We start from the raw sequence: 13,179 nt of genomic DNA on the forward strand, positions 1-13,179 counted from the left end.
TTACTCCAAAATAAACAGTGGCTGTCCGAACTCTACCACATCCTCATCCTTAACAAGGATCTCTTTTACAACACCGTCAAAGTCACTCTCAAGCTCATTCATCAGTTTCATTGCCTCAATGACACCTATTACCTGACCTTTCTTTACTCTGTCACCTACATTTACAAAGCTTGGTGAATCAGGTGAAGGTGCACTGTAGAAAGTTCCTACAAGCGGTGATGTTACGGTATGACCTGCAACCTTTGTGTTCTCTACCGTGTTTGCAGCTTCAAAACTTACGCTCTGTGCCACCGGTACGGCCTGAACCTCTCCTGCTACAAGCTTTGTTTTATTTTTCTTTATAACAATTTTTTCGGAATCTGTAGCATAGTTTAATGTATCAACATCATTCTTACTTACTGTCTCTATAAGTTTTATAATCTCATCTATCTTCATAGGTTTACTCCACGAATTTTTTTATAACTATACTTGCATTGTGACCGCCAAAGCCAAGGGAATTGCTTATTGTTCCGTTAACTTCCACCTCTTTTGACTCTGTCAAAAAGTCCAGATCGCACTCCGGATCTTTATTTATAAGTCCCACATTCTTGTGCATAAATCCGTCTTCTATAGACTTTACACATACAATTGCCTCAACACCTCCGGCTGCACCGAGAAGATGTCCTACCATTGACTTTGTAGAGCTTATTCCCACTTTATTTGCATGCTCACCAAGGGCGGTCTTTATTGCCTTGGTCTCAAATAAATCATTGTGGTGAGTTCCTGTACCATGTGCATTTACATAGTCAATATCCTCAGGCTTCATACCTGCATCCTTTATTGCAAGCTCCATAGCCTTTGCAGCGCCCGAGCCGTCTTCTGCAGGTGAAGTAATATGGAATGCATCACAGGTTGCACCGTATCCTGCCATCTCGGCATATATATGTGCACCTCTTTTTTTAGCATGCTCAAGTTCTTCTAAAACCAAAACGCCTGCTCCCTCTCCCATGATAAATCCGTTTCTGTCCTTATCAAAAGGTATTGATGCTCTGTCCGGATCATCTACCGTATTAAGTGCTGTGAGTGAAGTAAATCCCGCCACACCGATAGGAGTGATGGAGCTTTCCGTACCTCCTGCAAGCATTACATCAGCCTCTCCGTAAACGATGGATCTGAATGCCTCACCTATACAGTTTGTTCCTGTGGCACAAGCCGTTACTACATTTATATTCTTTCCTTTACATCCATAGGCAATCGCTACATTACCTGCCGCCATATTTGAAATCATCATAGGTACCAAAAGAGGTGCCACTCTGCTTGGTCCTTTTTCCAAAAGCTTTCCGTATTCCTTTTCCATAGCCTGCAGCGATCCGATTCCCGATCCTACCGCAACTCCTACCATATAAGGATCTTCCTTTGACATATCAAGCTTTGCATCTTCAATAGCCTCTTTTGTTGCCGCTACTGCAAACTGTGAAAACTGCTCCATTCTTCTGGCAGATTTTGGATCCATATAGTTCTTGGCATCAAAGTCCTTTACTTCAGCTGCAAGCTTTGCCTTATAGTCGGTTGTATCAAAGTATGTTATAGGTCCTATACCGTGTACACCCGCTTTTATATTTTTCCAAAAATCATTGACATTAAGACCTATCGGTGTGATAGCTCCCAATCCTGTAATAACAACTCTTCTTCTCATAGTCACCTCTTTTTTGGTTGTTCTTTCAATCCTTATTAATTACATACTCATTCCGCCATCTATTTTGATGACCTGACCTGTAATATATCTGCCCTCTTCACCGGCAAGGTATGCCACCATATTTGCAATATCCTCTACCTCACCCTGATATCCCAACGGAATAAATGAATTGATTTTTGCCTTGGCATCATCTGTCATGGCATCCGTCATATCTGTTCTTATATATCCCGGTGCTATGGCATTTACGGTAATATTTCTGCTTGCCATCTCTCTTGCTGCAGTCTTTGTCATTCCTATAACTCCTGCCTTTGATGCCGCATAGTTTATCTGTCCTGCATTGCCCATCACACCGCTAACGGAAGAAATATTTATTATTCTTCCGGCTCTTTTCTTAATCATGTATTTTGAAACCACCTGCATGGTATTAAAGCTTCCCTTTAAATTGGTTGCTATTACCGCATCAAACTCTTCAGGTTTCATTCTCATCATCAGATTATCTTTTGTAATACCGGCATTATTTACCAATATATCCACCGCACCGTCCTCTGAAATGATATTTTCAATCATCTGCTTGGTGCTCTCATAATCCGATATATCGCATTGGCAGATTTTTGCACTTCCGCCATTATCCTCTATCTCTTTTGCAACACTTTTTGCGGCCTCACTTGATGCCGCATAATTTATATATACCAGTGCTCCGTCAGCTGCCAGTTTCTTTGCTATAGCGGCTCCGATGCCTCTTCCTGCACCTGTTACCAGAGCTGTTTTGCCTTCTAATCTTTTCATTTTGCCTCCAAAATCTGACTACAAACACTTGCCACATCCGCATACTCTTCGATATTGAAGATTTTTACCTCCGGATCAATTTTCTTTACAAAACCTGCCATGGTCTTTCCCGGTCCGATTTCTACAAAGGTATCAACACCCCATTCAATCATTTTTCTTATGCTCTGTTCCAAATGTACACTTCCGGATACCTGATCTATCAAATTTTTCTTGATATCATTCTTATCTGTAACAATTTGCGCATTGATATTTGCCACATAAGGTATCTGAATATCTCTTATTTCAACACCATCCAGTACTTTTGAAAGTTTTTCTCCGGCTTCTTTCATAAGTCCTGAGTGAAAAGCACCGCTTACCTTTAAAGGCAGTACTCTTTTTGCTCCGGCTTCTTTTAATTTTTCGCCTGCAAGGGCAACCGCTTCTTCGGTTCCTGATATTACAGTCTGTCCCGGGCAGTTATAATTTGCCACCCAACATCCGTCTATCTCATCAACTACAGACTTGATGGTCTCGCTATCAAGTGAAAGTACAGCACTCATTGCACCACCCTTTATTTCCGACATGTACTGACCTCTTTTGTCCACTACCGAAATGGCATCCTCAGCACTTATAGCACCGCTTAAATACAGTGCTTCATATTCTCCAAGGCTTAAACCTGCACATATATCAGCCTTAAGTCCCGCTTTTTCTACAGCCTTTAACATGGCAATACCTGTTGCCACCATGGCTATCTGTGTATATCTTGTATTGTTTAATTCATCATTTTCTTTGAAAATCAGATCACATGCATCTATCCCCGTGACTGTTTTTACACTGTCAAAAACCGCCCTTGAATCCGCATCATTTTCATAAAAACTCTTGCCCATATTTTGTTTTTGAGCTCCCTGTCCCGGGAATAAAAATGCTATCTTCATAATTTATACTAAGCTCCCTGCATTCTTTAAAAGATTAGTTGCCTCACTCATTATCTCGTCAATGATTTCTTTTGCACTTTGCTTTTTGTTTATAAGTCCTGCTATCTGACCTGCCATAACTGTTCCGTTTACAATATCACCCTCCATAACAGCTTTTCTGAGTGTACCGAGAGTCAAGTACTCAAGTTCCTCAAAACTCTTTCCTTCAGCTTCAAGCTTAGTGTATTCTCTGGTCATAGCATTTCTTAAACTTCTTACCGGATGTCCGTGACTTCTGCCTGTTACGGCCGAATCGATATCCTTTGCGGCAATTACCCTGTCTTTGTAGTTTTCATGTACAATAGACTCATTTGCAACCACAAATCTTGTTCCTATCTGTACAGCCTTTGCTCCAAGCATAAGTGCCGCAGCCAAACCTCTTCCGTCTGCAATACCTCCTGCCGCAATAACAGGAATATTTACCGCATTTACAACCTGTGGAACCAAAGTCATTGTAGTAGCTTCACCTATATGGCCTCCACTTTCGGTACCCTCGGCTACAACGGCGTCAGCTCCGCATCTTTCCATTCTTCTTGCAAGTGCAACACTTGCAACTACGGGAATTACCACTATTCCGGCTTCCTTCCACATCTGCATATACTTCTCAGGTGAGCCTGCGCCTGTAGTAACTACCTTTATACCTTCTTCCACAACTACCTTGGCAATTTCTTCCGCATGAGGTGACATAAGCATTACATTTACTCCAAAAGGCTTATCTGTAAGCTTTCTTGCCTCTCTTATTTCATTTCTTACAACCTCTGCCGGTGCATTTGCCCCGCCAATAAGTCCAAGTCCGCCTGCAGCACTTACCGCTGCAGCCAAATGATGCTCGGCAACCCATGCCATACCGCCTTGAATTATCGGATATTCTATACCTAATAGTTTTGTTATTTCTGTTTGCATTAATTTCCTCTGCCTTTTTAAGAAAACGCCCGTAGGCGTTTTTTATTTTTTATAAATTATCTACGCCCTTGTCCTTAAGGTAATTTACCACATCACCTACAGTTAAAAGCTTCTCTAAATCCTCAGAAGGTATCTCAACACCATAGTTATCCTCAAGTGCCATTACCATCTCAAAAAGGTCAAGTGAGTCTGCATTTAAATCATCCTTGAAGCTTGACTCCAATGTGATTTCTGATGCATCGATATTTAACTGCTCTGCAATAATTGATTTCATTTTCTCTGACATAATTTTCTCCATCCTTTTAAATGTTTATTTTATATTTAAGTTGTAAAATAATTACAATCTTAATACACAAGTTCCCCAGGTTAATCCTGCTCCGAATCCACAAAGCAAAATCAAATCACCTTTTTTTGCAATGCCTTTTTTTATTACCTCATCAAGCAATAAAGGGATACTTCCTGCTGAAGTATTTCCGGTATTTTCCAGATTGTGAGGTAACTTTTCAAGAGGTATATCCAGCTTTTTGGATACGGCCTCAAGTATTCTCAAATTTGCCTGATGTAAAAGATATAAATCTATATCATCCTTATGTACCCCTGCCTTTTGTATAGCCTGTTCAATGCTGTGAGGTACCGTCCTGACAGTGAATTTAAAGACTTCTTGTCCGTCCATTCTTATATATCTGTCATCACCGTAAGAATTATCATACAGTGCAAATCCCTTACTTCCGTCAGCTCCGATATCAAAGCTTAAAAATCCCTCTTCTATATCCGCCTTCTTGAGTACCGCGGCTCCCACACCGTCACCGAAAAGTACACAGGTGGTTCTGTCAGTCCAATCCATCTCTCTTGAAAGTACATCACCGCCTACTACAAGAGCATACTCAATATCCAGAGTATTCATCATTGAATATGCAATACTCAGCGCATATATAAATCCGGAACATGCGGAGCTTACATCCATACATGCACAGTCCTTTGCACCAAGTAGAGGCTGTAACTCACATGCGGTATTGGGGAGTCTCTTATCCTGAGTTGATGTACCCACTATAATAAGTCCCAAATCCTTGCCGTCAATATTTGCAGATTCTAATGCTTCTTTTCCGGCTGCAAATGCCAGACTTACCAGATTTTCATTTTCACCTATGATATGTCTTTTTTTGATTCCGGTTCTTTGGCTGATCCACTCATCACTTGTATCTACGATTTTACTCAAATCATCATTTGTCAAAACCTTAGAAGGCAGCTTTGAGCCTGTTCCTGCAAGTGCTATCTTCATCCTTCATAAGTCCTTTCATAAGACTTTCATCAAAATAAAAAATACTTTGAATACCAAAGCAAATAGTTTGATACTCAAAGTATTTTAATTTTACTACATAAATTTGTCAAGTGATTTGTTCATTCAGTTCCGTATGCTATTAATGCATCTTTCTTTCTGACCCCCAAGGATAATGTATAGTATAAAATATCCGCATCAAATTTTGCCACAACTACCTGAAGCTTTTCTCCTTCAATATTTTTTAATACTCCAAGCAGTTCTCCCTTTTTTACTCTCTGTCCCTGTTTAATATAAGGATACCAAAGCCCGTCACACTCCGCCTCTACATACTCTACACTCACTATCTCTTTTTGTTTTTTATTTACACTTATATCATGCCCATCTTTTATTATCCCAAGCATCTCCATAAGCTTATATATATCTTCTTTTTCGGCAAGCACATCATCTTCACTCCATATACCATGTTCCCCCCTTTCATAGAGCATTGCGGGAATGTTTTTCTTTGTGGCATAGCTGTAGAGTCCGTTGGATGCGTAGGAGCCGACTCTAAAATTCACGCTCATTCTCGAAGCTATATCTCTCACATAGTTTTTCATATCTTCACCGGAACCGTAAGGAAAGAAGATAAGAGGAATGAGATTCTCATTAATATCTCCCCCATGCAAATCCACTATAAAATCAGCTGTCGGGTAGAGATATTTTTCTATGTCAAAAGCAATCCTTTGTGTACTTGTACCTTTTTCATCACCCGGAAATTCCCTGTTTAAATTTTTATAATCTGATGTGGATATCTGTTTTACTCCGTCATAAAATCCGTCGGTATTTAAAACAGGGCAGATAATAATATTTCCGGATAATTTTTCAGCTTCAAGTTCTTTTATAAGTCTTAGAGCTGTTTCTATTCCCACATATTCTCCGCCATGTACTCCTGCGGTTATAACTAAAGTTTTTCCTGTATTTCTCCCACAAAAAGCTGTTCCGCTTATATTCCCAAGTGTGAATTTTTTCTTTTCCCCTTTATTTATCAGAATATCTCCTATTTTCACAGATTCCTCATTTCCGAACACACTAAGTTTTTATGTTATATTAGCATAGTTAGTCGCATCTAACCATATATTTTTTCATTTATTATTATTTGTTCAAATAAAAGACAGCTGTCTGTTTTTCTATAATTTTTATTTTTTTATGAAAGATATTTCCATATTTTATTAAAAAAACTTGAAAAACTTATTTTCAAGTAGTATGTTTATTATGTATTAATTAAACATAGATAGAAAGAGAGGAATTTTCTATGGCAACATTTATGATCGGCCTTGTGATTCTAATCGTAGGCGGGCTTATCATGGGCAAGTTATGTGACCATGTTTTTCAGCCTGACGACAGAGAAACACCGGCCTATTCTAAGCAGGACGGTGTAGACTATGTTCCTATGCCTACATGGAAAAATGCACTTATCAACCTACTTAATATCGCAGGAACAGGACCTATTCTCGGACCTATCCAGGGTATTCTTTTCGGACCTATAGCACTTCTTACAATACCGATAGGTAATGTAATCGGCGGTGCGGTTCACGACTATTTTGCAGGTATGATTTGTACAAGAGACGGCGGCGCTCAGATGCCTGAGATGGTTCGCAAATATACAAGTAAAACCGTATTCTGGATTTATGACGTGTTTGTATGTCTCTTGCTTTTACTTGTAGGTACAGTATTTATTTATACACCGGGTGATATAGCCGCAACTCAGGTATTCGGTTTCAGCGGTGCTCCTACAGAAGTTTCAACATGGGTCATCTACGCTGCGATTTTTGTTTATTACCTTATTGCAACAGTTTTCCCGATTGATAAGATTATAGGACGTGTATACCCTATCTTCGGTGCGATTTTGGTATTCTCCGCACTTGGTGTATTCGGTGCAATGGTTATCTTCCATTATCCGCTTGTAGATGTTTGGGGAAGCTGGGCAACACAGTCATTTGACTATGCAGCATATTTTAAAGCGGGACATTTTATTCCGATTTTCTTCGTTACTGTAGCCTGCGGTATCCTTTCAGGATTCCATTCATCACAGACAGCTCTTGTAGCTCGTACAATTAAGAGCGAAAAAGAAGGTCGTATGACTTTCTACAATATGATGGTTGTTGAAGGATTTATAGCTATGGTATGGGCTGCCGGTACAATGGCACTTATCCAGTTTACAGCTGAGCACGGCGGTATCACAATGCAGCTTAGTGACAAGGGTGTATGGCAGTATATGATCCAAAAAGGAGGCGAGCTTGTCGCTATTTCTCCTACCAGTGTTGTAGGTGTAGTATGTAGATATGCACTTGGACCTATCGGAGGTGCCGTAGCCCTTATCGGTATTATTATACTTCCTATAACATCAGGAGATACAGCACTTCGTGCACTTAGACTTACTATTGCAGATACTTTCCACATCAAGCAGGATAACAATGCAAGAAGACTCAGTCTTGCCGTTCCTATTTTCGTTATAGTAGGTGCAATCCTTGTTTGGGCAAAGATTGATCCTAAGGGATTCAATATTCTTTGGAGATATTTCGCATGGTCTAACCAGACAATGGCACTCTTCCCACTTGCTGCCGCTACTATTTATTTAATAATAAATAAGAGAGGACAGTGGGCATGGATGACCCTTATACCGGGTGTCTTCTACACATTTATTTGTGCATGCTATATCTTGAATGCAAAGCTTGGCTTCGGTTTAAGCTGGAATGTTGCTTATATCGTCGGTGCTGTAATTGCCGCTTTATATGCAGTTCTTACTATCTGGAGAGGTAAAAAGGGTGGTTTCACTCCTGCCGATCCTGTAAAGTAAATAAAATTATTGCTCCTCCCAAGACAGTTGTAATATAATACTGTCTTGGGAGTTTTTTATTATTTTTTATTAGACAGAGGAAATATGGAAATTTTAGAATTTTTAAAACAGGAAAATATATCGGATAAAATTATTTCAGAAATAAAGTCATTTAGAAGCTTCTATAAGCTTGAAACCGAGGATGAAAGAAGAATCCCGAAAGATTCATATCTTTACTACGGAAAAGAGATTTGGGAAGAGGCGGCTACAGCTATAATAGCAGGTGAAAATATCTTGCTTGACGGTCCTAAAGCTACAGGAAAGAATGTATTGGCACAAAACCTTGCAATGGCATTTGCAAGACCCGAGTGGGATATATCACTTTATATAAATACCGATGCTTCATCTCTTATAGGCTCGGATACCTTTGAAAACGGCGAAGTCAAGCTTAGAAAAGGACCTATACTTAACTGTGCTCTAAAAGGAGGTTTCGGCGTGCTTGATGAAATAAATATGGCAAAGAATGAATCTCTTGCCGTACTTCATGCGGTACTTGACTTCAGAAGAACCATTGATTTGCCGGGATATGACAGAATAAATCTTCATGAAGCCACAAGATTTATAGGTACAATGAACTACGGCTATGCCGGCACCAGAGAGATGAACGAAGCTCTTGCTTCAAGATTTATGGTACTTCATATGCCTGTTATATCGGCAGAAAACTTACAAAAGCTTATAAAGGATAAATATCCTACTCTAAAACCTGAGTACATATCACAATTTGCCACTCTTTTTGATGAAATAAGAAAAAAATGTGAGGGCGGTGAAATCTCTACAAGAAGTCTTGATCTTAGAGGTCTTATCTCCTGTATAGGAATGATGAAAAAGGGACTTGGAGTTACAAAGGCTCTAGAAATGGGACTTATCAATAAATGCTTTGATGAGTATGAAAGACAGCTTGTACTTGATATTGTAAGTGCCAGATTACCTGAAAGTCTTTTGGGGGAGAGTATCTTTTCATGATCTTGACGGAGTTTGAAAAAAAGAGAGCCGCAAACATGATTTGGAATGCTGCAGGAAATTATGATGTTTCCGTCGGATTTCGTATGTATGACAATGATGCAAAGGCGGATCTTTACTGGAATACTATACTTGGCAGCAGCTATGCACATTTTGACTGGAAAAGGTTAAAAGAGTTTTACAATACCTTCCATGAAACAATAGGGCAGGGAACCTATGAAGCATTGTTTTGGATTGCACTTGAAAATTCCACCTTTGAAAAGGAAAAGGATTCAAGACCGAGTCTTCCACTACTTAGAAAAGAGTACTGCAAACAAAAGCTCATAGAATTTATGCCGAGTATTGCCGAAAGCAGAGAGGGATGGATACTTGAAGGACATTACAGGACTTCTATTGGTGAGGACAGCGGACTGCCCGATTTGGTGGACAGGAAACTCTTAAGTGAGGTTGAAATAGGTGCTGATGTGGATACAGAAGGCTTTATCAGGAGTCTGTCAAATACTCTTGCAAAGTATTTTACATATCTTCCAGGTGTCAGTGCAAAGGGACAAAAGCGCAGATTCAAAATCCCTGTTCCAAGACTCTTCTTCGGCAAAAAGGCCGGGGTATCAAATGAAATTGAAGGCGCCACCAAGCTTGTACTTGGCTATGTTGAAAATCAGGGAGGTGCCGACGCCTCAGCATTTGAAACAGACTCTGAAAAATTTAACAGAATCACGGAAGAGGGGCTTAGAAAATATATCAGCAGCTATTTCGGAAAGTCCATTTATGATGATAAGACTTCGGAGAAAATACAAAGAGAGTGCTGTACCGGTAATCACGAAGGTACCAGAATATTTTTTACAAGAGGTGAAAGTGAAGATAAGGTAAGCGGATTTGCCGCAAAGATGCGAAAAGAAATGCAAAAGCAGTATACTAAAAACAAAGCATTTTTCTTTGACAATATCGGAAGTAATAATGCGGCCGTCTTGGAACTTACAAATCGTATAAAAAATGCTCTGCTGACTCAGCTTGAGCCTACTACGGTTTATTCAAAAACAGGTAAATTAAACCCCGCTCTTGTCTGGAAGGCTCTGTATCTTAACAATAATAAGATTTTTGAAAAACAGGTGGCGGAAGGTAGCGGCAATATAAGTGTCGATATTTTACTGGATGCCTCAGCTTCACAGATTCATCGTATGGACACAGTATCCACACAGGGCTATATTATTTCAAAAGCACTTGACAACTGCCATGTTCCTGTAAGAGTATGGGGATATTCATCTATGAACGGCTACACTGTAATGAATCTTTACAGAGATTACAATGAGACCTCAAAGAACAATGAGATATTCAGATTCTTTACCACAGGTGCCAACAGAGACGGTCTTGCACTTAACGCTTTAATGGAACAGATGAAGAAAAACAATGCTTCTCACAGAGTTGTGATATGGCTTACAGATATAAAGCCGAATGATATGCTTGAGGTCAAGGGTAAATCAAGAAATTACAGCGGTGATATCGCTATAGAGGATATGACCGAGCTTGTACATAAGGCAAAGCTTGAGAACATATATGTCCTCTGCGCATTTACAGGCGATGACGCCGACCTGCCGAATGTTCAGAAAATCTTCGGCCGAAGTTTTGTAAAAGTAAAATCGCTTGATAATTTTGCCTCATTGGTAGGAAATATGTTACAGGCGGAAATTAGGAGAATGTAAAAGCGGGGCTGTCGGGAAATGGCAGTCATAAAATAGGGAGGAGTAACTCATGATGAGTCACTCCTCCCTAAATTTTTACATAAAAAAAGATGGCTAACGACAACCATCTTTCTCCGTTACATGTTATAATGTAACTATGCTCACAGTTAATTATTATAACGACTTTTTTGAAATAGGTCAACAGAAAATCAACTTTAGCTTATATGAATTGAGTTTACCCAATGACGATCCAGTCTATACCCTAAAAAAAGTTATGGAGGATTTAGATTTTTCCGGACTGTTAGCCAATTGTTCGGACAAGGGAAGAACAGGGTACAATCCAATTATGATGTATGCAGTTATTACTTATGCAAATATGCGAGGAATACGCTCTATTGATCGTATTGTGGATTTATGTGAAAGAGATATTGCTTTTATCTGGCTTACTCAAGGGAGGAAGCCTAAAAGAGATGCTTTTTATGATTTTAAAAGTAAGAAACTTACTTCAGATATCCTGGATGACTTAAACTATCAGTTTATGAGACGATTACAAAAAGAAGGATTTGTAACATTAAAAGAGTTGTTTATTGATGGAACGAAAATAGAAGCTAATGCTAATCGTTATACTTTTGTATGGCGTGGAAGCATTAATTATCATCTTGCAGGTCTGCTTGATTCTATAGACAAGCTTTATTCAGACTATAATTCTTTTTTACAAGATAATGGATTTGGTGAAAAGTACGAGTTTGGAAATGCACAAATGTTTGTGATTGACGGGATTGATAGAGTTAGAGATATTATTGAAAAGAACAGAAAAAGAAAGATTACAAAACATAAAAAGCTATCTAATAACCGTATTATAGAGATTGATAACTGCTCTCCTCTTGAAATACTTAAGCTCCAGAAAAATCTTATGACAATTGCTGACGGAGAAGGCATTGTATTTGTTAACGGAAAGGGTAAGAGAAAGCCAAAACTTCAACAACTTTATGAAGAACTTGAACATTGTGGACAGCGATTAATGCACTATAAAGAATGCTTTGAAATTATGGGGAAAGATAGAAACAGCTATTCCAAAACCGATTTGGAAGCAACCTTTATGCGAATGAAGGAAGATCATATGTTGAACGGGCAGCTAAAGCCGGCATACAATGTACAGATAGCAGTAGAGAATTATTTTATTGTACATAGTTATGTAAGTAATGATCGTACAGATTATAATACATTAATTCCGGTCCTTGAAAAGCATAAGGAAGCATTTGGAGAAGTACTTGAAGAAGTGACAGCAGACAGCGGTTATTGTAGTGAGAAAAATCTCTTATATCTAAAAGAAAATAAGATAGACAGTTATATAAAACTGCAGGATCATGAGAAAAGAAAAACGAGAGCATACAGTAAAGATATAGGTAAATACTACAACATGAAGACAATGGTATTTGAGGATGAACAAGTCTATATCTGCCATGACGGTCGTGAACTGAGACATATCAACACTGAAAAGAAAAGACAGAATGGTTATACACAAACATATGAAGTATATGGATGTTCAGACTGTAGTGGATGTGAACATAAGTCTAAATGCTTATACAAATATAATCCTGATAAAGATATTGATAAGAACAAAGTGATGAAGATCAATGAAGTATGGGAAGAGCTTCGAGAGAAGTCACATGCTAACATACAGAGTGAAAAAGGTATTCTGAAACGACAGACACGCTCTATTCAAACGGAAGGTCATTTTGGAGATATTAAAGAAAATGAAGATTTCCGACGCTTTAACTATCGTTCTTCAGATAAGGTATATAAAGAATTTATGCTTTTTGCAATAGGAAGAAATATAAATAAATATCATCGTTTTCTCTACGCAAAACTAAAGAAATTTGAAGGAAAAATACAGGAGAAAACCGCATAGTAAAAAATGCAAAAGCAAAATTTCTGCTAAGGGGGTTTTGTGCCCAAAAATAGAAAGTATAATAGAAAAACAAAATATCCTGACAAAGTCACAAAGCCAAAATGCCTTGTATTTGTCAGGATATTTCTATTTAGTTCTGTAGGGATTAAAATTCAGT

Annotated in this window: 12 protein-coding genes; 4 read left to right on the forward strand and 8 right to left on the reverse strand. The window is 38.7% G+C overall.

Features of this window, described 5'->3' with window-relative positions; all coding sequences use genetic code 11:
• The 8 genes from accB to EHV10_RS03840 form a co-directional block, all read right to left on the reverse strand.
• Positions 1 to 435 (reverse strand): acetyl-CoA carboxylase biotin carboxyl carrier protein, encoded by a 435-nt coding sequence (gene accB, locus EHV10_RS03805; protein WP_128673474.1) that lies wholly within the window; start codon positions 433 to 435, stop codon positions 1 to 3.
• A gap of 4 nt (positions 436 to 439) precedes the next feature.
• Positions 440 to 1,675: a beta-ketoacyl-ACP synthase II gene (gene fabF / locus EHV10_RS03810; RefSeq protein ID WP_007595519.1), complete on the reverse strand. Its 1,236-nt coding sequence runs from the start codon at positions 1,673 to 1,675 to the stop codon at positions 440 to 442.
• Positions 1,676 to 1,714: 39 nt separating this feature from the next.
• The gene (gene fabG / locus EHV10_RS03815) at positions 1,715 to 2,461 is read right to left on the reverse strand and encodes a 3-oxoacyl-[acyl-carrier-protein] reductase (RefSeq protein ID WP_128673475.1); all 747 of its coding nucleotides are present in this window, start codon (positions 2,459 to 2,461) and stop codon (positions 1,715 to 1,717) included.
• On the reverse strand, positions 2,458 to 3,375 hold the full coding sequence (gene fabD, locus EHV10_RS03820) for an ACP S-malonyltransferase (RefSeq protein WP_128673476.1): 918 nt from the start codon (positions 3,373 to 3,375) through the stop codon (positions 2,458 to 2,460). Before fabD ends, fabG begins: the two co-directional genes overlap by 4 nt.
• Before the next feature lie 3 nt (positions 3,376 to 3,378).
• Positions 3,379 to 4,317, reverse strand: a complete 939-nt coding sequence (gene fabK / locus EHV10_RS03825; protein ID WP_128673477.1) for an enoyl-[acyl-carrier-protein] reductase FabK — start codon at positions 4,315 to 4,317, stop codon at positions 3,379 to 3,381.
• A gap of 49 nt (positions 4,318 to 4,366) precedes the next feature.
• Positions 4,367 to 4,603 (reverse strand): acyl carrier protein, encoded by a 237-nt coding sequence (gene acpP, locus EHV10_RS03830; protein ID WP_007595511.1) that lies wholly within the window; start codon positions 4,601 to 4,603, stop codon positions 4,367 to 4,369.
• A 51-nt stretch (positions 4,604 to 4,654) separates the two neighbouring features.
• On the reverse strand, positions 4,655 to 5,596 hold the full coding sequence (locus EHV10_RS03835; protein ID WP_007595510.1) for a beta-ketoacyl-ACP synthase III: 942 nt from the start codon (positions 5,594 to 5,596) through the stop codon (positions 4,655 to 4,657).
• 119 nt (positions 5,597 to 5,715) lie between these two features.
• Complete coding sequence (locus tag EHV10_RS03840; RefSeq protein WP_128673478.1) at positions 5,716 to 6,642, reverse strand: M14 family zinc carboxypeptidase; 927 nt, start codon at positions 6,640 to 6,642, stop codon at positions 5,716 to 5,718.
• A 245-nt stretch (positions 6,643 to 6,887) separates the two neighbouring features.
• Between EHV10_RS03840 and EHV10_RS03845 the strand changes: the two genes are divergently transcribed.
• The 4 genes from EHV10_RS03845 to EHV10_RS03860 all read left to right on the forward strand — a co-directional run bounded on the left by EHV10_RS03845 (position 6,888) and on the right by EHV10_RS03860 (position 13,022).
• Positions 6,888 to 8,432, forward strand: a complete 1,545-nt coding sequence (locus tag EHV10_RS03845) for a carbon starvation CstA family protein (protein WP_128673479.1) — start codon at positions 6,888 to 6,890, stop codon at positions 8,430 to 8,432.
• A gap of 84 nt (positions 8,433 to 8,516) precedes the next feature.
• Entirely contained in the window at positions 8,517 to 9,434 is a 918-nt protein-coding gene (locus tag EHV10_RS03850; protein WP_128673480.1) for an AAA family ATPase, read from the forward strand.
• Positions 9,431 to 11,131: a vWA domain-containing protein gene (locus EHV10_RS03855; RefSeq protein WP_128673481.1), complete on the forward strand. Its 1,701-nt coding sequence runs from the start codon at positions 9,431 to 9,433 to the stop codon at positions 11,129 to 11,131. Before EHV10_RS03850 ends, EHV10_RS03855 begins: the two co-directional genes overlap by 4 nt.
• 136 nt (positions 11,132 to 11,267) lie before the next feature.
• The gene (locus tag EHV10_RS03860; protein ID WP_128673482.1) at positions 11,268 to 13,022 is read left to right on the forward strand and encodes an IS1182 family transposase; all 1,755 of its coding nucleotides are present in this window, start codon (positions 11,268 to 11,270) and stop codon (positions 13,020 to 13,022) included.
• The last annotated feature ends 157 nt before the right edge of the window (positions 13,023 to 13,179 follow it).

This window comes from Lachnoanaerobaculum gingivalis, from assembly GCF_003862475.1.
GTDB lineage: Bacteria > Bacillota > Clostridia > Lachnospirales > Lachnospiraceae > Lachnoanaerobaculum > Lachnoanaerobaculum gingivalis.

Coding starts and splice junctions, on each gene's coding strand:
- accB (WP_128673474.1), bottom strand. CDS start 435: ATGAAGATAGATGAGATTATAAAACTTATAGAGACAGTAAGTAAGAAT.
- fabF (WP_007595519.1), bottom strand. CDS start 1,675: ATGAGAAGAAGAGTTGTTATTACAGGATTGGGAGCTATCACACCGATA.
- fabG (WP_128673475.1), bottom strand. CDS start 2,461: ATGAAAAGATTAGAAGGCAAAACAGCTCTGGTAACAGGTGCAGGAAGA.
- fabD (WP_128673476.1), bottom strand. CDS start 3,375: ATGAAGATAGCATTTTTATTCCCGGGACAGGGAGCTCAAAAACAAAAT.
- fabK (WP_128673477.1), bottom strand. CDS start 4,317: ATGCAAACAGAAATAACAAAACTATTAGGTATAGAATATCCGATAATT.
- acpP (WP_007595511.1), bottom strand. CDS start 4,603: ATGTCAGAGAAAATGAAATCAATTATTGCAGAGCAGTTAAATATCGAT.
- EHV10_RS03835 (WP_007595510.1), bottom strand. CDS start 5,596: ATGAAGATAGCACTTGCAGGAACAGGCTCAAAGCTGCCTTCTAAGGTT.
- EHV10_RS03845 (WP_128673479.1), top strand. CDS start 6,888: ATGGCAACATTTATGATCGGCCTTGTGATTCTAATCGTAGGCGGGCTT.
- EHV10_RS03850 (WP_128673480.1), top strand. CDS start 8,517: ATGGAAATTTTAGAATTTTTAAAACAGGAAAATATATCGGATAAAATT.
- EHV10_RS03855 (WP_128673481.1), top strand. CDS start 9,431: ATGATCTTGACGGAGTTTGAAAAAAAGAGAGCCGCAAACATGATTTGG.
- EHV10_RS03860 (WP_128673482.1), top strand. CDS start 11,268: ATGCTCACAGTTAATTATTATAACGACTTTTTTGAAATAGGTCAACAG.